The organism is Paraburkholderia xenovorans LB400 (genome assembly GCF_000013645.1).
GTDB lineage: Bacteria > Pseudomonadota > Gammaproteobacteria > Burkholderiales > Burkholderiaceae > Paraburkholderia > Paraburkholderia xenovorans.
This window is the reverse complement of the sequence record NC_007952.1, coordinates 1370329-1395435: the sequence shown is the minus strand read 5'-3', so window position 1 is coordinate 1395435 and position 25107 is coordinate 1370329. Positions and strand designations below refer to the sequence as shown.

The following is a 25107-nucleotide window of genomic DNA, read 5'->3' as shown; positions in this document are numbered from 1 at the left end:
ACAGGAAAACAGGTATCCTCACCGGCTCGTTCAGAAGGAGGACCCATGAAGTTTTCAATTTGCCTGGCGCTCGCCGCCTTGACAGTGTCTGTCGGCGCGTACGCCCAGACGTCGCAAACTTTCCGTTTCGGTGAAGGCCAGAGCACGCTGCCGTCCGGTAATACGCGGCCCGCGCCCGCACCTCACGCGCAGGCTCAGGAGCCGGCCGCTGCGGCGCCTGCCGAACAGCACGCGCCAGCGTCGAAAACCAGCCCGAAACATAAGGCGAAGCATCGCCGGCATCATCGCGGACAGGTGACGCAGCCGGACACGTACTCGCATAACTGAGTGCCGCAACGTTGAGCGTGCGCGCATGATGCCATCGGCCGGTAAGTGCGCCGATACCGGCCATACGTCACAGCGATTTTTGACCCGCTTCAAATTCGCGCGCACGGCGGGCATAGTAAAACGTATCCGCAGACTTATCGCCACGACAGGAACACGTATGAGCACCACCCGCCCCGCGCCCTCCGCCCCGGACCCGGCGAATGCAACCGCCCCGCTGATCCGCGACGCCACCGAAGCCGATCTCCCCGCGATTCAGGCAATCTACGCGCACCACGTGCTGACCGGCGTCGCCTCGTTCGAGGAAGTCCCGCCTTCCGTCGACGACCTGCGCGCGCGGCTCGCATCGGTGCGCAGCTACGGGCTGCCGTACATGGTGGCGCAGGTCGATGGCGAAGTCGCCGGTTATTGCTACGCGACGCCTTACCGGCCGCGCGCCGCGTATCGCAACACCATCGAAGATTCGATCTATGTGAACGACGCCTATCGCGGCCGAGGCCTGGGGCGCGTATTGCTTCAGGCGCTGATCGAGCGCTGCGAAACCGGACCGTGGCGCCAGATGGTCGCCGTGATCGCCGACGGCGGCAGCGGCGGTTCGCTGTCGCTGCATACGCAGTTGGGTTTCGAATTGACGGGCACGTTGAAGGCCGTAGGCTTCAAACACGGCCGCTGGCTCGATACGACGTTGATGCAACGCACACTCGGCAAAGGTGACTCGATCCCGCCGGACGACGTTGCACCGGAACGCGCCCGAAGCGTCTGAAGCGCCCGAGGCGCCCGACACGCCACGTCTGCCACGGCTGAATGCGAGCGCGCTGGCAGGCGCGCGCGCCGCCGCGGTAAAATCCGCGCATGCCCAACACGCCGCCTCCTGTCCCGCCGCTGCCCGCCGATTCCGCCGATTCCGCCGATTCCGCCGATTCCGCCGATTCCCGCGCTCCGGCCGGCGCCACACCGCGCAACGAATACACCGTCGACGAACTGGCGCGCGTGACCAACACCACCGTGCGCAACGTGCGCGCCTATCAGGACCGGGGGCTGCTCGCGCCGCCGGAAAAGCGCGGCCGCGTCGGCGTGTACGACGACACGCACGTGTCGCGTCTGAAGCTGATCAACCATCTGCTCGCTCGCGGCTATACGCTCGCCAACATCCAGGACCTGATCATGGCCGTCGACGAAGGCCACGATCTGCGCGCCACCCTCGGACTGGAAACGGCAATCGGCGGCCGCTGGTCGCGCGAGCGGCCCAAAAAATACTCGCTGATCGAGTTGCTGCAAATGTTCGGCGACAAGGCCTCGCCAAGCGCGCTCGGCAAGGCGGTCGATCTCGGCCTGCTGGAACGCGACGGTCTCTCCTTCGTGTCAGGCAGTCCGACGGCGCTCGCTGCCGGCGCCACGATGGCGAAGGAAGGCATTCCGCTTGCCGACCTGCTCGACGCCGTGGGCATTGCGAGGCCGCATTTCAATGCGGTTGCCAAAGCACTGGTCGATCTGGTGGTCCGCCAACTGGACCGCTACGACGCCGACGCACTGCCGCCGCCCGCCGACGTGCCCGCCCTGGTCGACGCCATCTGGCGCGTACGGCCGCTGGCAATGGTGCTGGTGGAAAGCGAAATGAACCGCGCGCTCGAAGAAGCGTCCGGCGATTATCTCGGCGACCGCGTCGCGGCCATCATGGCAAAGCAACTCGGGCATCCCGCCGAGAGCACGACCGGTTCGAAGAAGAAAGACAGAACGAAGAAGTAACGCCGCGCCACGTTCCGGCGCGCGGTCCCGGCGGGCGTTCGTGCTTATGCGGTGGTACGCCTTTTTAAAAACCGGGAAGTCGCGGCGCTGGCCGCAAAGTCAATCGCAGCGTGCATCCGGTCCTAGAGGGGCGCGTCTAACCGCCTCCTTGCGTCATCCGTTACTCGCCTCTATTGTTACATCAACCAATGTAACAGTTAATAGCGTAAATAAAGGAGACGGATCGGATGAACGCACGCATGCCCCACGACACCGCGGCGCCCGGCACGTCCGCGCCCGTCGAAACCGACATCGCCATCATCGGGTCCGGCTTTGCCGGCCTCGGTATGGCGATCCGCCTGCGCCAGGCCGGTATCGGCGATTTCATCGTTGCTGAAAAAGCCGATTCCGTGGGCGGCACGTGGCGCGACAACCATTACCCCGGCTGTGCCTGCGACGTCCAATCGCACGTCTATTCCTTCTCCTTCGCCCCGAATCCGCGCTGGACCCGCATGTTCGCGCGCCAGCCGGAAATCCGCGCTTACCTGGAGGACTGCACGCAACGCTTCGGCGTTCAGCGGCATCTGCGTTTCGGCCATGAACTCGCGAGCGCGATCTACGACGAGACGCGCCACCGCTGGCAACTGAGCTTCACGAATGGCCAGCAGTGGTCGGCGCGCGTGCTGATCTCGGGCATGGGCGGCCTGTCGCGCGCGGCCATGCCGACCATTCCCGGCATCGAAAACTTCAAGGGCAAAGCGTTTCACTCGCAGCACTGGGACCACGGCTATTCGCTGCAAGGCAAACGCGTCGCCGTGATCGGCACCGGCGCGAGCGCGATCCAGTTCGTCCCGCAGATCGCGCCGCGCGTCGCGCATCTCGACCTGTTCCAGCGCACGCCGCCGTGGATCATGCCCAAGGCCGACCGCCGCGTGAAGCCGCTCGAACAATGGCTGTTCACGCACCTGCCGGTCACGCAGAAGATCATGCGCTCGGCGCTTTACTGCATGCTCGAATCGCGCGCATTCGGCTTTGCGATTCATCCTTCGCTAATGAAGACGGCGCAGAAAGTCGCTGAGAGACATCTGCGACGCCAGGTGCGCGATCCGCTATTGCGCGCCAAACTCACGCCCAACTATACGATGGGCTGCAAGCGCATTCTGATTTCGAACGACTACTTCCCCGCGCTGTCGCGCCCGAATGTTTCGGTGACGACCACCGCCATTGCCCGTATCGAGGAAGACGCGGTCATCACCACCGACGGCGCGCGCCACCCGGCCGACTGCCTGATCTTCGGCACCGGCTTTCAGGTAGCCGACCCGTTTCCGCGCGGCGTGGTGCGCGGGCGCGGCGGTGTCGATATCGTCGATACGTGGCGCGACGGCGCGCATGCGTACCTCGGTACCACATTACCTGGTTATCCGAACTTCTTCATGATCGTCGGACCGAATACCGGTCTCGGCCATAACTCGATGGTGTTCATGATCGAGTCGCAGGTCGAATACATTCTGCGCGCACTGAAGACGATGAATGCGGAACGCGCCGATGCGATCGAAGTGCGGCCGCAAGTCGAGCGCGCCTACAACGAGCAGATCCAGCAGAAACTCGGCCGCGCGATCTGGTCGACGGGCGGCTGCAAGAGCTGGTATCTCGATCCGAAAACCGGCAGGAACACCACGCTGTGGCCGGGATTCGCCTACAAATTCCGCCAGGCCACCAGCACGTTCAGCATGGGCGATTACCTGGCATATTCGCCCGCGCCGCAGCCGGCAAGCGCGCCGATGGTGCCGCCGCAACCCGTGCATGCTCACGGCAGCGCAACGGCGTCGGCCGAAGCGACCTGAGAGGACATAAGGATAACGACAAGGCGCGGTTCAGAGAGGACAGCATCAATCCTGCATGGAATGAGAGACAAGCCAATGAAGAACTTTACCGACAGAGTGGCCGCGATCACCGGCGCAGGCTCGGGCATGGGCCGTTCGCTCGCGATTCAGCTGGCGCGCGAAGGCTGCCACCTCGCGCTCGCCGACCGCAATGCCGCGAGCCTTGCTGAAACCGCGCAGCTTGCGCAGGCCGCGGCACCGCAGATCGTCGGCTCGCCGCTGCGCATCACCACGCGCGTGCTCGATGTCGCGGACCGTGCCGCCATGTTCGACTGGGCCGCCGAAACCGCCGCGCAGCATCAGCGCGTCAACCTGGTGTTCAACAACGCGGGGGTCGCGCTGTCGAGCACCATCGAAGGCATGGACTACGCCGATCTGGAATGGATCGTCGGCATCAACTTCTGGGGCGTGGTGCACGGCACGAAGGCGTTTCTGCCGTATCTCAAGGCGTCCGGCGCGGGTCATATCGTCAATACGTCGAGCGTGTTCGGGTTGTTCTCGCAGCCGGGCATGAGCGGCTATAACGCCACCAAGTTCGCGGTGCGCGGCTTTACCGAGGCCCTGCGCCAGGAACTCGATTTGATGAAGTGCGGCGTTTCGGCGACCTGCGTGCATCCGGGCGGCATTCGCACGGGCATCGCGCAATCGAGCCGTATCGCGTCGAATATGGTCGGCTTCATGCTGGAAACCGAACAGCAAGGCAAGGACGACTTCGAGAAGTTCTTCATCACCACCGCCGACGAAGCGGCGCGCGTGATTCTCGACGGCGTGCGCAGAAACAAACGGCGCGTGCTGATCGGGCGCGATGCGCGGGCCGCGGACTGGCTGGCGCGCACATTGCCGGCGGCCTATCAGGCACTGGTGGTGATGCAAACGCGCCGGATGAAACGCATCGCGGAGAAACGCGCGCGACGCGCCGCGCAGGTGGACGGCAGGCGCGCGTGAAACGCAGGCCCTCAGACAGCAGCACGCAGCGCCCTGCACGTCATTCGACCCGAACACCCAGCAACACATCAAGCATCTCAAGGAGCAAGGCCATGATGCCGGTTCGCCGCGACCTCCGTTTCAACCTGCCGCAGGAACGTGCCTGCGATTGGCACGTGCAAGGCTCACATGTGACACACTTCTTCAATGCGCTTTCGCTGCTGTTCCCGGCCGGCGAGCGTTTCTTCATGGATAGCGTGCGCCACTACCGCGACCAGATCGACGACCCCGTGCTGAAGAAGCAGGTGCTCGGCTTCATCGGCCAGGAAGCCATGCATACGCGCGAGCATGTGGAATACAACGATCTGCTGCAGCAAGCGGGCTTGCCGGCGCATAAGCTGGACAAACGGCTTTGGGCGATTCTGAACTTCGGCCGCAAGATCCTGCCGCATTCGTATCAGCTCGCGGTGACCGTCTGCCTCGAACATTACACGGCGATGCTGGCGGGGCTGCTGTTGCAGGACGCGACACGCATCGGCGGATCGGTTGAGGGCTATACGCAGATGTGGACCTGGCATGCGCTCGAAGAAACCGAGCATAAGTCCGTTTCATACGACGTGTGGAACGCCGTGCTCAAGCCCGGGCTCGGCCGGTATCTGCTGCGCACGGGCACCATGCTCGCCACCACCGTGACGTTCTGGCTGATCGTGTTCGACTACCACGTGCGGCTGATGATCGCCGACCGCAAACGCGGTGGCCATCTGCGCGGCATGTGGCGCGTCGTGAAGTATCTGTACGGTCCACGCCACGGCGTATTTCCGCGCATCGCCGGTGAATGGCTGAGCTTTTTCCGGCCTGGCTTCCATCCGTGGGATCACGACAACCGCGCGCAACTGGCGCGCATCGACGCACTGGTTGCCGCGGTCGATGCCACCAACGCGGCCACGCCGGGCGCCCGCAAGGCCACGGGTCGCGGCGTGCGGGCAGCCGCGTGATACGCGACACGCTTGCCGTCGAAGCCGGTGACATACGGCTCGCGGTCTACGTGAGCGGACCGCGCGACGCGCCGCCGATTGTGCTGGTGCATGGTTATCCGGATTCGGCGGCGGTGTGGGAACCGGTGCGCGCGCAACTGGATGCGCACTACCGCGTGATCGCCTACGACGTGCGCGGCGCGGGCGCGTCCGAAGCGCCGGCCACGCGCGAGGCCTACCGGCTCGAACACCTCGCCGCCGACCTGGCGGCGGTTGCCGACGCGACCTGCGGCACACGGCCGTTCCATCTCGTGGGGCACGACTGGGGCTCGATTCAATGCTGGGAAGCCGTGACCGACCCGGCGTTCAACGGCCGCATTGCGTCGTACACGTCGATCTCGGGGCCCTGTCTCGATCACGCGTCTTTCGACCTGCGTGGCAAAGGCGGCGGCGGAGCTCAAACCGCCCATCAGGGAACAAAGCGCCCGTTCGGCAGCGGCGTGCGGCAAACGCTCAAGTCCTGGTACATCTTGTTCTTTCACTTGCCGTGGCTGCCGGAGCTCGTATGGCGCGCAGGCGGCGCGCGCCTGTGGCCGCTGTGGCTGCGTGTGACCGAACGCGTGCGCCCGGTGCCCGACCCGGCGCAGATGCGCAACGCGATCAACGGCCTGAATCTCTACCGCGCCAATTTCATCGGCAAACTGCTGCACCCGCGAGCGCGTCATGCGCACGCGCCGGTGCAATTCATCGTGCCGCTACGTGACCGCTATGTCGGGCCGGCGCTCTCGCTCGGACTGGAAGGCTGGCTCGGCGCCTACGAGCGCATCGAGATCGATGCCGGCCATTGGGTCGTGCTGCGCGAACCCGAGCGGATCGCGGCAGGCATCGAGCGCTTTGTGGAGCGGCACCGCACGGACCACGGCGGCTGCGCCACGTCAACCGTCAATGCTCGCGCGGCAGGCGTGTGAACAGCGTCGGATAGTCGATCACGAGACCGTCTTCGTCCACCTTCAGGTCCGCCGTGAAGTCGCGGAAGATGCCCTCGTAGCGATACTCGCGATGCAACGCGATGCACGAATAGGCCTGCCCGGCGCGCGTGACCTGTAAATCCGGCGTGGAAATATACGCCACCGAAATGGGGCGACGCTCGCCTTCGGCCAGTTGCAAACGGCGGATCGGCAACGTGTTGGTGAACGGCGTGGCCGCAATATCGATGTCGATGCAACCTTCGATCGCGCTCAGCACAAGCCCGTGACCATCGCGCCAGTGACCCTCGCCATCGCCATGCAATTCCAGTTCGCCGCCGCCGACTATCTTCATCCAGGCATAGCGCGTGCGCCATTGCGCGTCGCAGCGCACCTTGTAGTGCAGCCCATATGGCTTGCCATAGCGCTGCCCGACCACGACGCTTTCCGCGGCGAAACCGTCCTCATGCGAATCGAACGCCAGATGTTCGATACCGTCGCCCTCTTCCGATACCCACCGTAATTCGCGCATCTGCCTGTCTCCTCGTGAAGCGGCGCAGCCGGCACGCCGGTGCGTCGCCGGTGCGTCGCCGGTGTGTCGCCGGTGTGTCGCCGGTGCGTCGCCGGTGCGTCGCCGGTGTGTCTATCGTAGCGCGAAAGCTTTCGGCTCGCCGACACGGCTCGCCATTGTGGACATGTGTCGCAAATAGCCACTATCAACGCATCGCAATGCACGACACAGCGCAACTGGCCTATTCTCGCGTTTCGCTGTCATCCTGCCTGGCGCGCACCTCGACGTACGCTTTGGGTTCGCGCCTCATCGTCATCACGCCGCCTTTAAATCATGCACGCCGCTGCGACCCATGCCCGATCCGCCGCCTTGCGCACGCTGTTGCGCAGTCTCGGCCAGATCGTGCTGCAACCGAACGCCTTCACCGGCGCGTGTCTGCTCGGCGCATGGCTGCTCGACGACCCGCGCCTCGCATGCGCAGCGCTCATGGGGGCGGTTGCGGCCAATATCAGCGCGATTCTGGCCGGCTATCGCGAAGACGATACGCGTGCCGGCTTGCACGGCTTCAACGGTGCGCTGGCGGGTCTCGCCGCCTTCAATTTCATCGCCGACAATGCCACCGCCGCCGCCGTGGCGATTCTCGCCGCCACCGCCACGGCATGGCTTCTGGAGCCGTGCTCGCGCATGCTGCGCGCAGGCGGGCTCGGTTTCCTTTCGAGTCCGTGTCTGATCGTCACCTGGCTTTGGTTGCCGTTGGTCGCGGCCAATGCGCAACCGGCCGGCGTAGCCTCGACGCATGCACTTGGCGCAACGCAATGGAGCCGCGGCTTGCTCGCCGGTTTTGCGCAAACCGGCTTCGCATCGGATGCGCTATCCGGCGTGCTGCTGTTGATCGGGATCGCGGCGGCATCGCGCAGGCACGCGCTGTGGGCGCTGATCGGCGCGGGGTTCGCAAGCGCCGCGCATCTGCTGCTCGGCGCAACGGCGAGCTCGTTCGATACAGGCCTGTTGGGATTCAACGGCGCGCTGACGGCGCTCGCGCTTGCCGATTGCGGTGTCGTTGCGATACTCGGCGGTGTCGCTTTGTCGGTCGTGCTGCAGGCGGTGGCCGCCTGTTTCGGCTGGCCGGCCATGACGGCGCCCTTCGTCGTCGCGACGTGGAGCGTGCAGTGGCTCGAGCGGCGTCCGGCGCATTGCACGTCCAGCGCCGAACCGGCGCCATGCACGGATACCGTGCGCGCCGCGACGGCTCAGGTTCCGGCCAGACGCACGAGTTAGGCGTATTCAAACATTCATCGGGTGACGGCGTAGCAACGCGCCGCCACCAGCCACCAGGTTACGCCATCAGAACTTGTGAATGATGCCCACGCCCGCGGCAAACTGGCTGCGTGACGAGGACGGTGCACCGTTCTGACCGTCGCCGATATCGGCCGTCGCGTTGATGATGCTCACACCGTTCGTCGCCAGCGTCTGGCCGCTCGCGCGTTGATACGCTTCGAGCGCATACAGACCCGTGCGCTTGGAGAGGCTGTAGTACTGCGAAAGGTTGAACTGCTGATAACGAGCCGAACTCGAAATGCCGTTCGCTTCGGTTGCGCGCGTATAGCTATAGCCTGCGGCCAGATCCAGCGCCGTCAAAGGCTTGAAGTGCAGCACGGCGCCGCCCGTGTTGAAGATCGCGGTAGTGCGGAACGGCGAGTTGATGCCCGGAATATATTGCACGTTCGAGTAAGAGAACGAAACATCCCACTGCGCGTTGAATGCATAACCGCCGGTCACCGCCACGCGCTGCTGCGCCTGTGCGCGTTGATAGCCGTTATTGATGCCCGACACGCCTGCCTGCGCACCGGCGTTCGACGTCGTGGAATCCGCGCCCCATGCGCCGCCGCCGGGCGTCGAGTTGTTGATGCGCTGGAAGCCCGCTGCAATGCCGAACGGACCGTTCAGGTACTGCAATGCCGCGCTCCACGTCGAACCCGCGTTGAAGCTGCCCGGCACGCCGCCAAGCGAATACGAACCGCTCACCGTCAGGCCGTACATGGTCGGCGACGTGTACACCAGCGAGTTGTTCGCGCGATACAGCGTATCGAGAGAATCGATATCGCCCGGGTGTGCGCCGTAAGCGCCCGTGAGCCACGTGGTCGGGCTATACGGTGCCAGCAGCGTGTAATACGACGTATATTGGCGGCCTGCCGTCAACGAACCGTAGGTGGCGTTCGCCACGCCGACATAAGCCTGGCGGTTGAACGCGAGGCCCGAAACGGACTGCGCGCCGGTCGCGCTGTTAAAGCCTTCTTCCAACTGGAAGATCGCTTTCGTGCCACCGCCCAGATCCTCGGCGCCCTTCAGGCCGAAGCGACTGCCGGCCCAGATGCCGTTGACCATCTTCACCGCCGAACGGCCGCCGGAGGTCGAACCAGGCGACGTCTGGCTGCTCTGATAGCCGATACCGGTATCGATGATCCCGTACAACGTCACGCTGCTCTGAGCGTGCGCGCCGAGGGCGACCAACCCAAGGGCCGAGGTTGCTAATGCCTTTTTCATTTCTGCTCCTCTTTAAAAAATTGTTCTTTGTTGCTGCACGGTTCGAGCGCCGCTAAAGTCCCCAAAGGGACTTTCATATGGACGTTAATTAAGGATTTCAAAATACCGGATGGCCATTGATCAGGCTCGGCAGCCAGGTGGAAAACATCGGCACGTAAGTCACGATGTTGATCGCGCTGAAGATCGCCAGGTAATACGGCCACGCCACCTTGGTAGTTTCACCAATCGACACATTGCCGATCGCGCAGCCGATGAACTGCACCGAACCGATCGGCGGGTGCACCAGACCCAGTGCGCAGTTCAGCAGGATCATGATCCCGAACTGCACCGGACCTACGCCCGCGTGCATCGCCATCGGCAGGAACAGCGGCGTGGTGATCAGGATGTGCGCCGCCATATCGACGAACGTACCGAGGAAAATCTGGATCAGGTTGATGTACAGCAGCATCAGCCAGGGCAAGCTGGTCGCGCCGTCGAGCATGTGTTCGATCGCATCCGGAATCTCCAGATAAGCCATCTGGTAGCGCAACATGTTCGACACGCCGATCAGCAGCAGCACCACGCCGGTGGTTTTGGCCGCCTTCGAGAGCGCATGAAACAGCTTCTTCATCGTCATCGAGCGATACACGACGATCGTCAGCACGAGCGAATAAAACACGGCGATTGCGGCGGCTTCCGTCGCGGTGGCAATACCCTTTGCGACGCAAACCAGAATGATCGCGATCACCATCAGGCCAGGCAATGCGCCGAGGAACGTGCGGGCCACGGCGTACCAGCCGGGGAATCGCTGCAATTCGGTCGAACCATCCGGACGACGCGGATAGCCATATTTGACGGCTTGCCAGTACGCGGCGAGCAGCACGAAACCCATCACCCACAATACCGGCAGCAGACCGGAAAACAGCAGATCGCCAATCGACACTCCGCTCATCGGGTGTCCATTCAAGGTGCCGGTGATGCCTTGGGCCGCGAACGCATAGATGATCATGTTGGTCGACGTCGGCATCAACGCGCCCGCCAGCGAAGAGTGTGTCGTCACGTTGACCGCGTAGGCCGCGCTGTAGCCTTCACGCTTCATCAGCGGGATCACCACGCCGCCCATTGCAGAGGTATCCGCCGAAGGCGAACCGGAGACGCCGCCGAACAACGTACACGCGACCACGTTGGCCATGCCCAGGCCGCCGCGAAAATGCCCGACGGTGGCTTGCGCGAAACGCAGGATACGGTCCGCGATACCGCCGTGCAGCATCAGTTCACCGGACAGAATGAAGAACGGCACCGCGAGAAACGAAAAACCGTTGATGCCCGAAATCATCGACTGCATGGCGGTGGCCGCCGGCAAGCCTTCGTACAGGTAAGTCAGGACACACGAGAGCCCGAGCCCGAAGGAAACAGGAACGCCGAGAAGAAGAAAGACGAGGAAACTGACGGAGAGAATGGCAAGTTCCATGATTGCTCTATTTCTGTTTCTGTGCGAAAAGCGCGAGCAGGTTCTCTATCGAGAACATTGCAATGCAGACACTGGCAAAAACCGGGATGCAGTAACGCAAGGATTCAGGCAGGCCGATAATGGGAATCCGGTCTTCCGCGGTCGCCTCGACCATCTGCAGACAGCCGAAGAAAACCGCGCCCGCGAAGACGATCAGGCAAATGTGCTGAAACGCCGTCGCGACGAGCTGCCCCTTCGGCGGCAATTTCTTTACGAGCGAATCGAGCCCGATATGGCCGCCTTCGCGCACTTTGAGCGCGGCGCCGAACATGGCGATCACGATCACCAGCAGGAGCGCGATGGGCTCGACGAAATCCGGTGCATCGCTGAAGACGTAGCGCATCACGACGCTGTAGATCACCAGCAGGCTGAGCACGGCGAGACTCACCGAGGCTACGATAACCAGCACGCGGAACAGAAAATCATTTGGGCGCTTCATCAAGCTCATTGACCCCATCCTTGCATACGACCGACCTGGCTTTATTGATCAGCAATCCTGTTCGACTCTCCGGTTCAGGAAGCACGCAGCGGCTGGGCATGCGAGTCTTCTCGCCGGCCCTTGCGCCACTGCGGTACCTCTACTCAGCTGAACCTTATTTGACGGCCTGAATCTCGTCGACGAGCTGCTTCATCTGCGGGGTCTTTTCGTACTTCGCCCAGACCGGCTGCATGGCCTTCACGAACGCAGCACGATCGATCTGCGACGAGGCGACGATGGTCGCGCCGCCCTTCGTGACCGTCTTGCTCGCGTCGGCTTCGCGCGCGGTCCACAGCTTTTCGTAGTACGGCACCGAGTCGGCGGCGGCCTTCTTGATGATGTCCTGTTCCTGCGGCGTCAGCGTATCCCACACCTTCTTGGAGAACACCAGCACTTCGGGGGTCATCGAATGCTGGGTTTCGGAATAGACCGGCGCGACTTCGAAGTGCTTGGTTTCTTCGTACGACGGCAGGTTGTTTTCAGCGGCATCCACCAGCCCCGTCTTCAGGCCCGTGTAGACCTCGGCGAACGGCATCGGCGTGGGCGTGCCGCCCATTGCCCTGATTTCGTCGACCATCAGGTCGGACGGCTGCACACGAACCTTGAGGCCCTTCATGTCAGCGGGCGAATGAATCGGTTTCTTCGTATAGATCGAACGCGCGCCGCTCTCGTAGAACGTCAGCGCGATCATGCCCTTCGCCTTGAAGGCGTCGAGAATCTTCTGGCCTTCCGGGCCGTACATCACTTTGCGGAAATGGTCGATATCGCGGAACAGGAACGGCAGCGACGGAATCATCGATTCGGGAACGATCTCGTTGAAAGCCGCGCCGTTGGCGCGCGCCATGTCCAATGCGCCGATGCGCACCTGATCGATGGTGTCGTTTTCCGAACCCAGCGCGCTATTGCCGAAGACCTTCACGGAATCCTTGCCGCCGGTTGCCTTGTTGATCTGCTCTCCCATGTATTTCACGGCCATGTTGGTCGGATACGTGTCGCCATGCACGTCCGACACGCGGAACACCCGCGCATGCGCCGACACGGTGCTGAAGGCCAGCACCGAGGCTGCGACGATCATCGAAACACGGGAAGAGGCAAACTTCTTGTTCATCGTGAAATTCCTTGAAAAATTGACCATCCAGTCGATTGCGGAAGGCCGCTCGCGGATGCGATATGGTTTTGCTGCGTCTCCGGCGTTACGCCCGCCACCGTTCGCGGTCACGCGCGCGTTGCCGTGCTGGTCTGTGCAGCGTCCCCGGCGCAGATGCTCAGCACTCCTGTCGGACAACCCGACTCTTTTACTTTTGCTTCAACTGCTTCGGCGTGCGTGTCGTGGGCGCCTGGTCGCGCACGTTCACCCTGCCGTGTTCATACCGATAACGCGAAATCTACAGAAAGGAATTTGTTTGGGCTCATATGTTGTACGACGACATATGAAGTCTATAAAAGGCGGTTTGAGTTGTACAGACGGTATTTACCCGCACCACCAGGCACCCGGCAGCGATGACCGAATCGGGCTGACGGAGAGCCACACGTCGTCCAGCGCGGTGCTGCCAAGGTAAACCGGGATTCCCGCCTCGCATGGTTTTGCAAAAACAAAATGGTGAAGCGACCGTAGTCTTTACGCCACATTGTTGTACGATGAGTGATGAATTTTAGGCAAAACCAAACAAAAGGCGCCGAGCATGAAGAGATGCCCGGCGCCCTTCCCGTCAACGCTCCGCTTACAGTTCGCCCGCGAATTCCGGCTCGGGTAAGCCGGTGACACCGGGGCGCACAGCGAACAGATGGCCGTCGTGCTCACTTGCGTTCGCCGCGGGACGAATCGACGTCACGAACAACGTATCCAGATCGCGTCCACCGAACGCGCACATGGCAGGTTTGATGGCCGGCACGGCGATCTGCCGGTCCAGCTTGCCAAGCGGTGTGAAGCGCAGCAACAGGCCCGCGTCGTTGGCGCAAATCCAGTAGCAGCCGTCGGCGTCCACCGCGGCTCCGTCGGGGCGGCCCGCATGATGATTCAGATCGGCAAACACGCGGCGGTTGCGCGGCTCGCCGGTCTCGCCGTCGTAGTCGAATGCCCAGATCTGCCGGCGCAAAGGATGCGAGTCCGACAGATACATGGTCGCGCCGTCCGGCGACCACGCGAGGCCATTCTGCGTGATGAGCCCGTCGACGACCGGCGCGGACAGAACACCGCGCGCATCGAACCGATAGAGCGCACCGGCCGGCCTGGCGGCCGCCATGTCCTGCACCATCGTGCCGGACCAGAAGCGCCCTTGCCGGTCGCAACGGCCGTCGTTGAAACGCATGTCGTCGCATGCGAAGTCGGGCGCGGCGAGCTTGCGCCCTGTCACCTGCACGGCTTCGCCGGTGGCCGTGGCCCCAGCGAGCGTCACGGCGAAGAGCCCCGTCTCGCAACCGGCCAGCACCGTGCCGCGATGATCGAACGCGATGCACGCCACTTTCTCCGGCATCCGCCATTCGGAGCGTTCGCCCGAATCGATCCGCAAACGCACGATCTTCTGCGCCGGAATGTCCACCCAGTAGAGCGCCTGTTCCGCGATGCGCCACACCGGACTTTCGCCGACCGAAGCCGGCGCCTGCCCCGCCACCTCGACGCGCTCCGCTCGCGGATTCGCCGCGGCGCTCACCGCTTCGGCTCCATCGGGCCGGCGAGCACGAACGGACCGCCTTGAAAACGCTGCGTCGGATCGTCGAGTTCGCCCGTGGGTGCAGTGACCGGAAAGAGATGCTCGAATTCGACCGAACTGTCCTGCGGACGAAAACCCAGGAACGCGGTTTTGGTGTTGTCCACCCACTTGGTCCGGTTATCCGACACACCGTAGACGATCGCGTGACCCACGCGGTTGGTGAACAGCGAGCAGCGCACCAGTTCGATGAAGTCGCGATAGCTCAGATAGGTCACGAGCATGCGCGGATTTTTCGGCTGCTCGAATGACGAGCCGATGCGCAGGCACACCGTCTCCAGACCGAAACGATCGAAGTAGTAACGCGACAACGATTCGCCGAAGCATTTGGTCACGCCATACAGGCTATCGGGCCGCAGCGGCGCGTCGATATCGACCACCTCCGTCACGGGATGAAAACCCACCGCGTGATTCGAGCTCGCATACACGATGCGCTTCACGCCCTGCTTCTGCGCGGCCGAATAGAGGTTGTACAGGCCGCGAATATTCGCTTCGAGCAGATCCTCAAACGGCGCTTCGACAGAAATGCCGCCGAGGTGAATCACCGCGTCCACGCCTTCGAGCAGCGCGTGAACGGCGGCTTCGTCCGCGAGATCGACGGTGGATGCTTCTTCGTGCGCCGCCACGTCGCCGAGCGGCGCGATATCCGTGACGCGCACGATATCGGCCCACGCTGCGAGCGCGCCGCGCAACTGCTTGCCGAGATTGCCCGCCGCGCCGGTAAGCAGCAGACGGCGGAAAGGTTTGTGTGTCGCGTTGCGGTCGAGGTTCGAGTCAGTCATGTTTCCATGTTGGTGTGAGTGCGATCGGATCGGCGTGATGAAGCAGAACTGCGGATCAGGCGACCGATCAGGTCACCGGAGCCGGATTGAACAGCACCAATGCATTGTGGAGCTTGAGTTTTTCCGCGCAGGTTTGCTTGCGGCCACTGGCGACGTCGAGCATCAGGCGGAACAGTTCCCAGCCCACGTCTTCGATGCTCGCCGCGCCGGTCGCGATGGTGCCGGCGTCGATGTCCATCAGGTCATGCCAGCGGCGCGCGAGATCCGAGCGCGTCGCGACCTTGATGACCGGCACTTCGGCGAGGCTATACGGCGTGCCGCGGCCGGTGGTGAAAACATGCAGGTTGATACCCGCCGCTACCTGCAACGTACCGCAGATGAAATCGCTCGCCGGCGTCGCCGCGTAAATCAGGCCTTTCTGCCTGACCTTTTCGCCCGGCGACAACACGCCGGAAATCGCCGAATTGCCCGACTTGATGATCGAGCCCATCGCCTTTTCGACGATGTTCGACAAGCCGCCTTTCTTGTTGCCCGGCGTGGTGTTGGCGCTGCGGTCGGCGCCGCCGCGCTTCAGATAATCGTCGTACCACTGCATCTCGCGGATGATCGCCGCGGCGACGTCCGCGTTGGCCGCGCGCGCCGTCAATTGATCGACGCCGTCGCGCACTTCGGTGACTTCGGAGAACATGACCGTGGCGCCGGCACGCACCAGCAGGTCGGTCGCGTAGCCCACCGCGGGATTCGCGGTCAGTCCGGAGAATGCATCGCTACCGCCGCATTGAACGCCGATCACCAGATCGGACGCGGGGCAAGTCTCGCGGCGTCGGTTGTTCAGGCGCTGCAGATGACCATCGGCCATTTTCATGATCGACTCGATCATCGACTGGAAGCCGACGTGCGCGTCGTCCTGTAGCACCACGACGTCGCCGTTCAGATCGGCCTCGATATCGCCGATGTCCGCGACCTCCGCCACGTTGGCAGCCGCGGCGATCGGAATCGTGCCGGGCGGCATCAGGCGCTCGGGCTGCAGCTTCTCGCACCCGAGGCTGACCATCATCACCTCGCCGCCGAAATTCGGATTCAGGCTGATATTGCGCACCGTGCGGATCGGCACCATCGCGTCGGGCGCGTCGATCGCGACACCGCAACCATAGGTATGGCCAAGGCTCACCACGTCGTCGACGTTGGGGTACTTCGGCAGCAACTCGGCCTTGATGCGGGTGACCGCATGCTGCACGACATCGGCCACGCATTGCACCGTGGTCGTGATGGCGAGAATGTTGCGCGAGCCGACCGAGCCGTCCGCGTTGCGATAGCCCTCGAACGTGTAGCCCTCGAGCGGCGGCATCTCCGGCGCCCTGATCGTGGCGATCGGCAGATCCTCGAGCCCCGGCGGGCTCGGCATGCGGATCACGTGTTCGTTGATCCAGCTGCCTTTCGGCAACGCCTTGAGCGCATAACCGATCACCACGTTATAGCGGATGACCTCGTCACCCTCGGCCAGATCGGCCAGCGCGACCTTGTGCCCTTGCGGCACACGCTCGCGCAGCGCGAGACCATCGGGAAATACCGCGCCCTCGCCCAGGCCGCCGTCGTTGACGACGATCGCGACATTGTCATTGGGGTGAACGCGAATGTAGAGCGGAGATTGTTCCATTGCATCGATCCTTATGGCGCCGCACGCCTGGTGCGCCGACTATTCATACGTCATCCTACAACATGAAAGATTGCGTAGACGTTCCGTATTTACCCTATGACAGGCATTATGCCGCTAAATGACCGTTGAGTTAGCCGATTTGTTGTTGTACGATGACGTATAAGAAATCTCCATTTCTACCCATCGAACCACTCGCGAACCATTCCGACGCACTGGATATTCATCATGACGACACCGCAGGAACTGAAGCAGATCGTTTCCGAAGGCCTTCTGTCCTTCCCCGTTACCGACTTCGACGAACAAGGTGATTTCCGCGCCGACACCTATGCCGAGCGGCTGGAATGGCTCGCGCCTTATGGCGCTTCGGCCCTGTTCGTCGCCGGCGGCACGGGCGAATTCTTCTCGCTCACGCACACCGACTATTCGGACGTCGTGCGCACGGCCGCCGAAGTCTGTAAAGGCAAGGTGCCGATTCTCGCCGGCGCGGGCGGCCCGACGCGTGTCGCGATCGCCTACGCACAGGAAGCCGAGCGTCATGGCGCGAACGGCATTCTGCTGATGCCGCATTACCTGACGGAAGCCTGCCAGGAAGGCATCGCCGCGCATGCGGAAGAAGTCTGCAAGTCCGTGCCGAACATGGGCGTGATCATCTACAACCGCGCGAATTCCAGGCTCAACGCCGATATGCTCGAAGGGCTGGCCGAGCGCTGCCCGAACCTGATCGGCTTCAAGGACGGCGTGGGCGAGATCGAGAACATGGTGTCGATCCGCCGCCGCCTTGGCGACCGTTTCTCGTATCTGGGCGGCCTGCCGACCGCCGAAGTCTATGCCGCGGCGTACAAGGCGCTCGGCGTGCCGGTGTATTCGTCGGCGGTGTTCAACTTCATTCCGAAGACCGCGATGGACTTCTACCGCGCAATCGCCGCGGACGACCATGCCACGGTCGGCAAGCTGATCGACGAATTCTTCCTGCCGTACCTGGCGATCCGCAACCGCCGCGCGGGCTACGCGGTCAGCATCGTCAAGGCGGGCGCGAAGCTGGTCGGCCATAGCGCCGGTCCGGTCCGCGCGCCGCTGACCGATCTGACGGAAGAAGAAATGGCCACGCTCGACGCGCTCATCAAGACGCTCGGTCCGCAGTAATCCGGCTGGGGCGCATCGGACGCTGACAACACCCGGCGGCCGTGCGAGCGAGGGCCGCGCAAACGGCACCGCAAAGAGCGCCCGGCACGGCAACGTCGCCGGGCGTTTTTGTGCCGCACGAACGTATCGCAAGATTCGCGGCCGCTAGTTGCGCCACGACGGCGCCTCGACGCAGGGAGCCCGCTCCCATGCATAAGAAATTCAGGAGATGACCATGGAAATGAGCCGCACGGCGAGTGCCGCCCACGTCGCGAAGCGCACCCGAGTCCGCTACGCCATCCTGCTGCTGATCTTTCTGATCACGACCTTCAACTACGCGGACCGCGCCACGCTGTCGGTCACCGGCTCTGCCATGCGAGCCGAGTTCGGTCTCGACGCGATCCGCATGGGCTACATTTTCTCCGCGTTCAGCTGGGCGTACGTGCTGTCGCAACTGCCGGCCGGCTGGCTGCTGGACCGCTTCGGCGCGCGCCGCGTGTACGCGGCGAGCATCTTTTTCTGGTCGCTATTTACGTTGCTGCAAAGCTCGATCGGCTTGCTGGGCAGCGCGGCCGCCGCCGTCACCGCGCTGTTCGCGCTGCGCTTTGCAATGGGCGCGGCCGAATCGCCGGCCTTCCCCGCCAACGCCAAGGTGGTGGCGAGCTGGTTCCCCACCAACGAACGCGGCACGGCATCGGCCATTTTCAATTCGGCGCAATACTTCGCCGCCGTGGTATTTACGCCGTTGATGGCGTGGCTCACTCACGCGTTCGGCTGGCACATGGTGTATGTCGTGATGGGCGTGATGGGACTGCTGCTCGCGCTCACCTGGCTGAAGGTGATGAAGAACCCCGCCGACCATCCACGCGTGTCGCGCGCCGAACTGGAGTACATCGAACAGGGCGGCGGCGTGGTCAATGGGCAGAAGAAAGCTCGCGCCATCGACAGAATCGAAAATACCGGCGGCTGGTCTCTGGTGCGCCAACTGTTGAGCAACCGCATGCTGCTCGGCGTCTATCTCGCGCAGTACTGCATCAATGTACTGACCTACTTCTTCCTCACCTGGTTTCCCATCTACCTCGTGCAGGCGCGCGGCATGACCATTCTGCAAGCGGGCCTCGTGGCTTCGCTGCCCGCGATCTGCGGTTTCTCCGGCGGCGTGCTCGGCGGCATTCTGTCCGACGGGTTGATCCGTCGCGGCCATTCGCTCACGATCGCGCGCAAGGCGCCGATTGTCGGCGGCATGCTGCTGTCGGTGTGCATCATCGGCTGCAATTATGTGTCGACCGATTGGGTCGTCGTCGCCCTCATGTCGCTCGCGTTCTTCGGCAAAGGCATTGGAGCGCTCGGCTGGGCCGTGGTCGCCGATACGTCGCCGAAAGAAGCGCTCGGCCTGTCCGGCGCGATCTTCAATATGTTCGGCAACGTGGCCGGCATCGTCACGCCGATCGTGATCGGCTATCTCGTCGCGAAGACCGGCTCGTTCAATGGCGCGCTGGTATTCGTGGGCATCAACGCGCTGCTCACGGTGTTCAGCTATCTCGTGATCGTCAAAGACATCAAGCGGGTGGAGTTGCGCCCGCGCTAGTCATGCGGCAGTGATCGTACCTCCCCGCGGTGGCGCGATCTGGCCGCCACCGCAGCGCGAGACGCCCTGAACGGCGCGCCGATGCCTGGCCGTGCGTCGGCTCGCAAAATGATTCGGCCTCTATATAATCAGTCATCAGACGACGGTATAATCAAACGCATGAAGTCTCTGCAACTATCTGATTCGAGGGGCGTTTTCGATGGCTACACCACTGGCATCCGCGGCACCGCCACGACGCGCTCGTAATCTTGCCGAGTTCGTCGTCAGCTACGTCACCGAGCAGATTGCGTCCAATGCCTTGAAACCCGGCGACAAACTGCCAACCGAGTCCCAGCTCATGGTCACGCTGAGCGTGAGCCGCACCGTCATTCGCGAAGCCATCTCGCGCTTGCAGGCGGGCAAGATCATCGAAACGCGGCACGGTATCGGCAGTTTCGTGCTGGAACCGCCGCGCGAAAAACTGGGCATCGACATGGTGCCGGCCACCACCTTGCGCGACGTGCTGTCGATCCTGGAACTGCGCATCAGCCTCGAAACGGAATGCGCGGGGCTGGCCGCCCAGCGCGCCAAGCCGGACGACCTCGCGCGCATGCGCAGCGCGCTCGACGCGATCGAAGCCACGCGCCACAACGGGCTGGACAGTGTCGACGCCGATCTGCAGTTTCATATCTCGGTGGCGCGCGCCACCGGCAACCGCTATTTCGTGGATATTCTCACGCAAATGGGCAGCGCGCTGATTCCGCGCAACCGGCTCGACTCCGCCGGCATTGCGCGCGCGGAACCGGACGCGTATCTGTCGCTCGTGAACCTCGAACACGAAAGCATTCTCGAAGCGATCACCCGGCACGACGCGGAAGGCGCGCGCGCGGCCATGCGCATGCATCTGTCCAACAGCCGCGAGCGCTTGCGGCGTGCGAACGAGGCCGCCGAGGCGAATAGCTGAGTCGATTCGTCACCGCGAAATCATCGCGCGGTGGCCGTCAGCACAAAAGAAATGGCCGGGGATCGAACAGACCCCGGCCATTTTTCATTTCACACGATTTCACACGATCACCGGTCGCGAATCACCCGGCGCTCAGCTGCGCGTGATCTCGCCATCGCGGCGGCGCCACAGGTTCAGCGGGTTGCTGTCGGCGAGCGCCTCGGGCAACAGGTCGGCCGGGAAATCCTGATAACACACCGGGCGCAGGAAGCGCTCGATCGAAGTCGTACCGACCGAAGTCGCACGGCTATCGGACGTAGCCGGGAACGGGCCGCCATGCACCATCGCGTGCGAGACCTCGACGCCCGTCGGGAAGCCGTTCACCAGAAGCCGGCCGGCTTTGCGTTCGAGAATCGGCACCAGCTTTTTCGCCGCCGGCAGATCGGCGCTGTCCATCTGCACCGTGGCGGTCAGTTGACCCGCGAAATGTTCGGCGACCGCGAGCATTTCCTGCTCGTCCCTGCAACGCACGATAGTCGACGCCGGGCCGAACACTTCGTCTTCCAGTGCGGGCGTGGCGAGGAACGTTTGCGCGTCGGTCACAAACAGCGCCGCGCGAGCCTGCGTCGGGCCGCTTGCTTCGACGCCATGCGCCACGGCCTCCACGCCTTTCGTCGCGGCCAGCTTGCCCTCGCCTTCTTCATAAGCGGCATGGATGCCGGACGTCAGCATGGTTTGCGCGGGCTTGCCGCTCAGCGCGCCGGACGCGGTCGCGACGAAGCCCTTGAGCGCGTCGCTGTCGATTGCAATCGCGAGACCCGGATTGGTACAGAACTGACCGGCACCGAGCACCAGCGAATCGACGAAACCGCGCGCGATGCTCTCGCCGCGCTGAGCCAGCGCATTCGGCAGAAGGAACACCGGATTGATGCTGCTCATTTCCGCGTAGACCGGAATCGGCTCGGCACGCGCCGCCGCCACGCGCATCAGCGAAGTCCCGCCCGCGCGCGAACCGGTGAAGCCCACCGCCTTGATCGCCGGATGCGCGACCAGCGCCTCGCCCACAGAATTGCCGGCACCGACGATCAGCGAGAACACGCCTTCAGGCAAGTCCATTTCCTGCGCGACACGCTGGATCACCCGGCCGACCATCTCCGAGGTGCCCAGGTGAGCGCCATGCGCCTTCACCACCACCGGGCAGCCGGCCGCGAGCGCCGCAGCGGTGTCGCCGCCCGCCACCGAAAACGCGAGCGGGAAATTGCTGGCGCCGAACACGGCGACCGGGCCGAGCGGAATCTTCTGCATGCGCAGATCGGAACGCGGCAACGGCTTGCGCTCCGGCAGCGGCGAATCGAGCGTGGCGGCGAGCCATTGTCCGGCGCGAACGACTTGCGCGAACAGTTTGAGCTGGCCCGTCGTGCGGCCGCGCTCGCCTTCGAGACGCGCCTTCGGCAAACCCGACTCCTGGTGCGCCCGCTCGATCAGTGCATCGCCCAATGCCGTGATGCCGTCGGCGATACGGTCGAGAAATTCGGCGCGCACCGTCAACGGCAACTGACGGTACGGATCGAAAGCCTGCCGCGCGAGCTCGCAGGCCTCGCCGACGTGGGCGACCGAACCGCTGCCGAAAACCGGCTCCGCGATGTCCGATCCCGTGGCAGGATTGAACGCATGCAGTGGTTTTTCCTCGCCGCGTACCGCTTTGCGACCGATCAGCATTTCGCCGGTAATGAACATTTCGCCTTCCTTGGATAGAGACCTTAGATATAGGTCATCCTACAACATATCGACATATAGGCGCAACCCGAAACGCCCATCTGGTAAGGAACTCAGGTTTGCGTAGCCATTCCGGTCAGCGGTGCCGATGCCAACCTAAAACCTAGATATACGACGACTTATAACTAATGCTCGACGGTCGTTGGAGTTTGCCCGACCCATCGTCGTTCGAGGAAACCGCCCATGTCTGCCGTCACGTCCTACCAGCTCTGGCCCAACAGTTTTCGCCGAACGGTGCGCGGCGGCGAAACCCTGATCGGCTGCTGATCCCCGTAGTTGATAGCGCTAGAGGACAGTGCCGCAGACGCGGCTCGCGCCCTCCCCGCCACACGCTACCCGCCGTAGGGCATTCGCGGCGCGTCGGTGAGCCAGCGCGGCTCGGGCGTCCTGTCGGCGTTTTTCGCCAGCAGGCACACCACCGCCGCCGCGATAATGTCGAACACCGCCAGCACGACGAACAACGGGCTATAGCCGATCTGCGTGACCAGCACGCCGAACAGCGCGGTGAACGCCGCCGCGCCGAGATAGCCCGCCATGCCGCCCATGCCGGTCGCGGTAGCGACTTCATTCTTGCCGAACATATCGGACGTGATCGCATACAGCGCGCCCGACAAGGTCTGATGCGCAAAGCCGCCGACGCACAGCAGCGCCACCGCCGCATACGGGCTCGCCACCAGACCGACGCAGGCCGGCCCGATCATGCACAGCGCGCCGACCACGAACACCATCTTGCGCGACGTGAAGAGCGACACTTTGGCGTACTTGTGAAACAGCGGACTCAGATAGCCGCCCAGCACGCAGCCAATGTCGGCGGCCAGAAACGGCATCCACGCGTACAACGCGACTTCCTTCAGATTCATGTGACGCTCGGTCATCATGTACAGCGGAATCCACGCGTTGAAGGTCTGCCAGGCCGGTTCGGAAAGAATGCGCGGAATGCCGATCGCCCAGAAGTCGCGGCTGCCGAGCATGGCGAACCAGCTGCGCTTCGCGGCGCCGGCGTCGCTGTGCCTTGCTTCCTGGCCGCTGAGAATGTAGTCGCGCTCGGCTTCGCCCAACAGCTTCTGCTTGCGCGGATGTTTGTAGAGCGCCATCCACAGCACGCTCCAGATAATCCCCGCCACGCCGACGATCACGAAGGCCAACTGCCACTCGCCGTGCAACAGCGCCCAGACCACCAGCGGCGGCGCCAGCAGCGCGCCGATCGACGAACCGATGTTGAACCAGCCGATCGCCACCGAACGCTCTTTGGCCGGGAACCACTCGCTCGTCGCCTTGACGCCGGCCGGAATGCCGGCCGCCTCGGCAATACCGAGCACACCGCGGAAGAACGCGAGGCTGCGCCAGCCGGTCGACCACGCCGCCGCGGCGCACGCCAGCGACCATGCCAGCGCGAACGCCGCAAAGCCGAGCTTGGTGCCGACGGTGTCGAGCACATAGCCGGCGACCGGCTGCATGAATGCATAGCAGAGCTGCCAGGCCACGACCACGTGCGAATACTGTTCCGTGGTGATGTGGAGGTCCTTCATCAACGTCGGCGCCGCCACTGACAACGTATTGCGCGCGAGGTAATTGATGATGAGCCCGGCCGCGACCAGGCTGACCATCCACCAGCGGATGCCCTTGATTTTCATTGCTGCGTCTCCTCGTAATTCTGGACCGCTCAGACAGGCCGCGTGGCGGAAGCCGCCAGGCCCTCCGGGCCAGCGTCATCGCGCGAATAATCGATGCCCACAAAGCCGCCGCCCTGGAAGCGCTGGCCCAACGCGTCGAGCGGATTCGGGCGCGCGAGAATGTCTTCGGCGTAGACTTCGGCGTTTTGGGTCGGCTGATAGCCCAGACGCCCGGCGCCGCTGTTGTCCCACCAGCTGCGCGTATTGGCCGACACGCCCCAGATGGTCAGGAAGCCTATGTTCTCCGCTTCCACGCAGCGGTCGAGAAAATGCAGCAGATCGCGATGACCGAACCAGGTGCTCAGGTGGCGCGGTTCGGTCGGCCGCTCGAGGCAACTGCCGATGCGCACGCAAACGCTTTCGATACCGTGCTTGTCCCAGTACATTCTCGCCAGGGCTTCGCCCCACACCTTGCTCAGGCCGTAAAAACCGTCCGGGCGCAGTTCGCAGTCGAGGCTGAGACGCTCGGTAACGGGATACATGCCGATGGCGTGATTCGAACTGGCGAACACGATGCGCCGCACGCCTTGCCGGCGCGCCCCCTCGTACACTTCGACCAGCCCGCGCAGATTGTTCTCGATGATCTCGGGCAGCGGACGCTCCACGCTCGTACCCGCGAAATGGATCAGGACGTCGACACCTTCGAGCAGCCGGTCCACAACCGCGGGGTCGCGCAGGTCGCCGTGCATCACGTCCTCGCCTTCCACGAGCGGCACGAGCGCCTGCGAGCCCGCGGCCGAGCGCAGCGGCGTGCCGCGCGCGACCAACGCGGCGCGCACCACCGAGCCTAGCTGGCCGCCGGCTCCGCTCAGAGCAATTTTTTTCATAGGGTTCCTTTGCTGCGCCGCGCGCGATCGGGCTTTGGCGCCGCGATCGCCCCGGTCATGACGGCGAGCTCTGCCGATTCGGCGATAGTTGTACGATAACGTACTATTATCGATGTCGGTGCGGAATTCAATTAGGCACTTACCCTTATTCCGACATCGATACGGCCAATTTCTCTTTTATAAACAACACAATACGATTAATCTATTTATGTGACGTCGTATAACTACGAACGTA

Annotated in this window: 22 protein-coding genes; 11 read left to right on the top strand and 11 right to left on the bottom strand. The window is 63.3% G+C overall.

What is annotated here, in order from left to right; genetic code table 11:
• Positions 1-45: 45 nt before the first annotated feature.
• The 7 genes from BXE_RS28175 to BXE_RS28145 all read left to right on the top strand — a co-directional run bounded on the left by BXE_RS28175 (position 46) and on the right by BXE_RS28145 (position 6798).
• Complete coding sequence (locus BXE_RS28175) at positions 46-327, top strand: hypothetical protein (RefSeq protein WP_040124807.1); 282 nt, start codon at positions 46-48, stop codon at positions 325-327.
• A gap of 157 nt (positions 328-484) precedes the next feature.
• The gene (locus tag BXE_RS28170) at positions 485-1087 is read left to right on the top strand and encodes a GNAT family N-acetyltransferase (RefSeq protein ID WP_011491526.1); all 603 of its coding nucleotides are present in this window, start codon (positions 485-487) and stop codon (positions 1085-1087) included.
• 89 nt (positions 1088-1176) lie between these two features.
• Positions 1177-2070, top strand: coding sequence for a MerR family transcriptional regulator (locus tag BXE_RS28165; RefSeq protein ID WP_011491525.1), 894 nt, complete (start codon positions 1177-1179; stop codon positions 2068-2070).
• Between the two features lie 227 nt (positions 2071-2297).
• On the top strand, positions 2298-3893 hold the full coding sequence (locus tag BXE_RS28160) for a flavin-containing monooxygenase (protein WP_011491524.1): 1596 nt from the start codon (positions 2298-2300) through the stop codon (positions 3891-3893).
• A 75-nt stretch (positions 3894-3968) separates the two neighbouring features.
• Positions 3969-4877, top strand: coding sequence for an SDR family NAD(P)-dependent oxidoreductase (locus BXE_RS28155; protein WP_040124809.1), 909 nt, complete (start codon positions 3969-3971; stop codon positions 4875-4877).
• Positions 4878-4969: 92 nt separating this feature from the next.
• A complete protein-coding gene (locus tag BXE_RS28150) occupies positions 4970-5851 on the top strand; it encodes a metal-dependent hydrolase (protein WP_011491522.1) in 882 nt (293 codons plus the stop codon).
• Positions 5848-6798 carry an alpha/beta fold hydrolase gene (locus BXE_RS28145; RefSeq protein WP_011491521.1) on the top strand — a complete coding sequence of 317 codons (951 nt, stop codon included), beginning with the start codon at positions 5848-5850 and terminating at the stop codon, positions 6796-6798. The genes BXE_RS28150 and BXE_RS28145 overlap by 4 nt, the downstream gene beginning before the upstream one ends.
• On the opposite strand, the gene BXE_RS28140 is transcribed toward BXE_RS28145, so the two are convergent.
• Positions 6773-7327: a putative glycolipid-binding domain-containing protein gene (locus BXE_RS28140; RefSeq protein ID WP_011491520.1), complete on the bottom strand. Its 555-nt coding sequence runs from the start codon at positions 7325-7327 to the stop codon at positions 6773-6775. The genes BXE_RS28145 and BXE_RS28140 overlap by 26 nt on opposite strands.
• Positions 7328-7639: 312 nt before the next feature.
• On the opposite strand from BXE_RS28140, the gene BXE_RS28135 reads away from it, so the two are divergent.
• Positions 7640-8584, top strand: a complete 945-nt coding sequence (locus BXE_RS28135) for an urea transporter (RefSeq protein WP_011491519.1) — start codon at positions 7640-7642, stop codon at positions 8582-8584.
• 66 nt (positions 8585-8650) lie between these two features.
• Here BXE_RS28135 and BXE_RS28130 read toward each other — a convergent pair whose 3' ends face one another.
• From BXE_RS28130 to garD, 7 genes are all read right to left on the bottom strand, one after another.
• Positions 8651-9850, bottom strand: coding sequence for a porin (locus BXE_RS28130; RefSeq protein ID WP_011491518.1), 1200 nt, complete (start codon positions 9848-9850; stop codon positions 8651-8653).
• A gap of 97 nt (positions 9851-9947) precedes the next feature.
• Positions 9948-11300 (bottom strand): TRAP transporter large permease, encoded by a 1353-nt coding sequence (locus BXE_RS28125; RefSeq protein ID WP_011491517.1) that lies wholly within the window; start codon positions 11298-11300, stop codon positions 9948-9950.
• 7 nt (positions 11301-11307) lie between these two features.
• Positions 11308-11787, bottom strand: a complete 480-nt coding sequence (locus tag BXE_RS28120) for a TRAP transporter small permease (RefSeq protein WP_040124812.1) — start codon at positions 11785-11787, stop codon at positions 11308-11310.
• Positions 11788-11932: 145 nt separating this feature from the next.
• Entirely contained in the window at positions 11933-12925 is a 993-nt protein-coding gene (locus BXE_RS28115) for a TRAP transporter substrate-binding protein (protein ID WP_011491515.1), read from the bottom strand.
• Positions 12926-13538: 613 nt separating this feature from the next.
• Complete coding sequence (locus BXE_RS28110) at positions 13539-14468, bottom strand: SMP-30/gluconolactonase/LRE family protein (RefSeq protein WP_011491514.1); 930 nt, start codon at positions 14466-14468, stop codon at positions 13539-13541.
• Entirely contained in the window at positions 14465-15307 is an 843-nt protein-coding gene (locus BXE_RS28105; RefSeq protein WP_011491513.1) for an NAD-dependent epimerase/dehydratase family protein, read from the bottom strand. Before BXE_RS28105 ends, BXE_RS28110 begins: the two co-directional genes overlap by 4 nt.
• Positions 15308-15374: 67 nt before the next feature.
• Positions 15375-16964, bottom strand: a complete 1590-nt coding sequence (gene garD, locus BXE_RS28100; RefSeq protein WP_011491512.1) for a galactarate dehydratase — start codon at positions 16962-16964, stop codon at positions 15375-15377.
• Between the two features lie 225 nt (positions 16965-17189).
• On the opposite strand from garD, the gene kdgD reads away from it, so the two are divergent.
• The 3 genes from kdgD to BXE_RS28085 all read left to right on the top strand — a co-directional run bounded on the left by kdgD (position 17190) and on the right by BXE_RS28085 (position 20617).
• A complete protein-coding gene (gene kdgD, locus BXE_RS28095) occupies positions 17190-18107 on the top strand; it encodes a 5-dehydro-4-deoxyglucarate dehydratase (protein WP_011491511.1) in 918 nt (305 codons plus the stop codon).
• Positions 18108-18321: 214 nt separating this feature from the next.
• Positions 18322-19674, top strand: a complete 1353-nt coding sequence (locus BXE_RS28090; protein ID WP_011491510.1) for an MFS transporter — start codon at positions 18322-18324, stop codon at positions 19672-19674.
• Between the two features lie 199 nt (positions 19675-19873).
• On the top strand, positions 19874-20617 hold the full coding sequence (locus tag BXE_RS28085) for a FadR/GntR family transcriptional regulator (RefSeq protein WP_011491509.1): 744 nt from the start codon (positions 19874-19876) through the stop codon (positions 20615-20617).
• A gap of 132 nt (positions 20618-20749) precedes the next feature.
• Here BXE_RS28085 and BXE_RS28080 read toward each other — a convergent pair whose 3' ends face one another.
• The 3 genes from BXE_RS28080 to BXE_RS28070 all read right to left on the bottom strand — a co-directional run bounded on the left by BXE_RS28080 (position 20750) and on the right by BXE_RS28070 (position 24872).
• A complete protein-coding gene (locus BXE_RS28080) occupies positions 20750-22333 on the bottom strand; it encodes an aldehyde dehydrogenase (NADP(+)) (RefSeq protein WP_011491508.1) in 1584 nt (527 codons plus the stop codon).
• 371 nt (positions 22334-22704) lie between these two features.
• Positions 22705-24006, bottom strand: a complete 1302-nt coding sequence (locus BXE_RS28075) for an MFS transporter (protein ID WP_011491507.1) — start codon at positions 24004-24006, stop codon at positions 22705-22707.
• A 29-nt stretch (positions 24007-24035) separates the two neighbouring features.
• Positions 24036-24872, bottom strand: coding sequence for an NAD-dependent epimerase/dehydratase family protein (locus BXE_RS28070; protein WP_011491506.1), 837 nt, complete (start codon positions 24870-24872; stop codon positions 24036-24038).
• Positions 24873-25107 lie beyond the last annotated feature (235 nt).

Coding starts and splice junctions, on each gene's coding strand:
- BXE_RS28175 (WP_040124807.1), top strand. CDS start 46: ATGAAGTTTTCAATTTGCCTGGCGCTCGCCGCCTTGACAGTGTCTGTC.
- BXE_RS28170 (WP_011491526.1), top strand. CDS start 485: ATGAGCACCACCCGCCCCGCGCCCTCCGCCCCGGACCCGGCGAATGCA.
- BXE_RS28165 (WP_011491525.1), top strand. CDS start 1,177: ATGCCCAACACGCCGCCTCCTGTCCCGCCGCTGCCCGCCGATTCCGCC.
- BXE_RS28160 (WP_011491524.1), top strand. CDS start 2,298: ATGAACGCACGCATGCCCCACGACACCGCGGCGCCCGGCACGTCCGCG.
- BXE_RS28155 (WP_040124809.1), top strand. CDS start 3,969: ATGAAGAACTTTACCGACAGAGTGGCCGCGATCACCGGCGCAGGCTCG.
- BXE_RS28150 (WP_011491522.1), top strand. CDS start 4,970: ATGATGCCGGTTCGCCGCGACCTCCGTTTCAACCTGCCGCAGGAACGT.
- BXE_RS28140 (WP_011491520.1), bottom strand. CDS start 7,327: ATGCGCGAATTACGGTGGGTATCGGAAGAGGGCGACGGTATCGAACAT.
- BXE_RS28135 (WP_011491519.1), top strand. CDS start 7,640: ATGCACGCCGCTGCGACCCATGCCCGATCCGCCGCCTTGCGCACGCTG.
- BXE_RS28130 (WP_011491518.1), bottom strand. CDS start 9,850: ATGAAAAAGGCATTAGCAACCTCGGCCCTTGGGTTGGTCGCCCTCGGC.
- BXE_RS28125 (WP_011491517.1), bottom strand. CDS start 11,300: ATGGAACTTGCCATTCTCTCCGTCAGTTTCCTCGTCTTTCTTCTTCTC.
- BXE_RS28120 (WP_040124812.1), bottom strand. CDS start 11,787: ATGAGCTTGATGAAGCGCCCAAATGATTTTCTGTTCCGCGTGCTGGTT.
- BXE_RS28115 (WP_011491515.1), bottom strand. CDS start 12,925: ATGAACAAGAAGTTTGCCTCTTCCCGTGTTTCGATGATCGTCGCAGCC.
- BXE_RS28105 (WP_011491513.1), bottom strand. CDS start 15,307: ATGACTGACTCGAACCTCGACCGCAACGCGACACACAAACCTTTCCGC.
- garD (WP_011491512.1), bottom strand. CDS start 16,964: ATGGAACAATCTCCGCTCTACATTCGCGTTCACCCCAATGACAATGTC.
- kdgD (WP_011491511.1), top strand. CDS start 17,190: ATGACGACACCGCAGGAACTGAAGCAGATCGTTTCCGAAGGCCTTCTG.
- BXE_RS28090 (WP_011491510.1), top strand. CDS start 18,322: ATGGAAATGAGCCGCACGGCGAGTGCCGCCCACGTCGCGAAGCGCACC.
- BXE_RS28085 (WP_011491509.1), top strand. CDS start 19,874: ATGGCTACACCACTGGCATCCGCGGCACCGCCACGACGCGCTCGTAAT.
- BXE_RS28080 (WP_011491508.1), bottom strand. CDS start 22,333: ATGTTCATTACCGGCGAAATGCTGATCGGTCGCAAAGCGGTACGCGGC.
- BXE_RS28075 (WP_011491507.1), bottom strand. CDS start 24,006: ATGAAAATCAAGGGCATCCGCTGGTGGATGGTCAGCCTGGTCGCGGCC.
- BXE_RS28070 (WP_011491506.1), bottom strand. CDS start 24,872: ATGAAAAAAATTGCTCTGAGCGGAGCCGGCGGCCAGCTAGGCTCGGTG.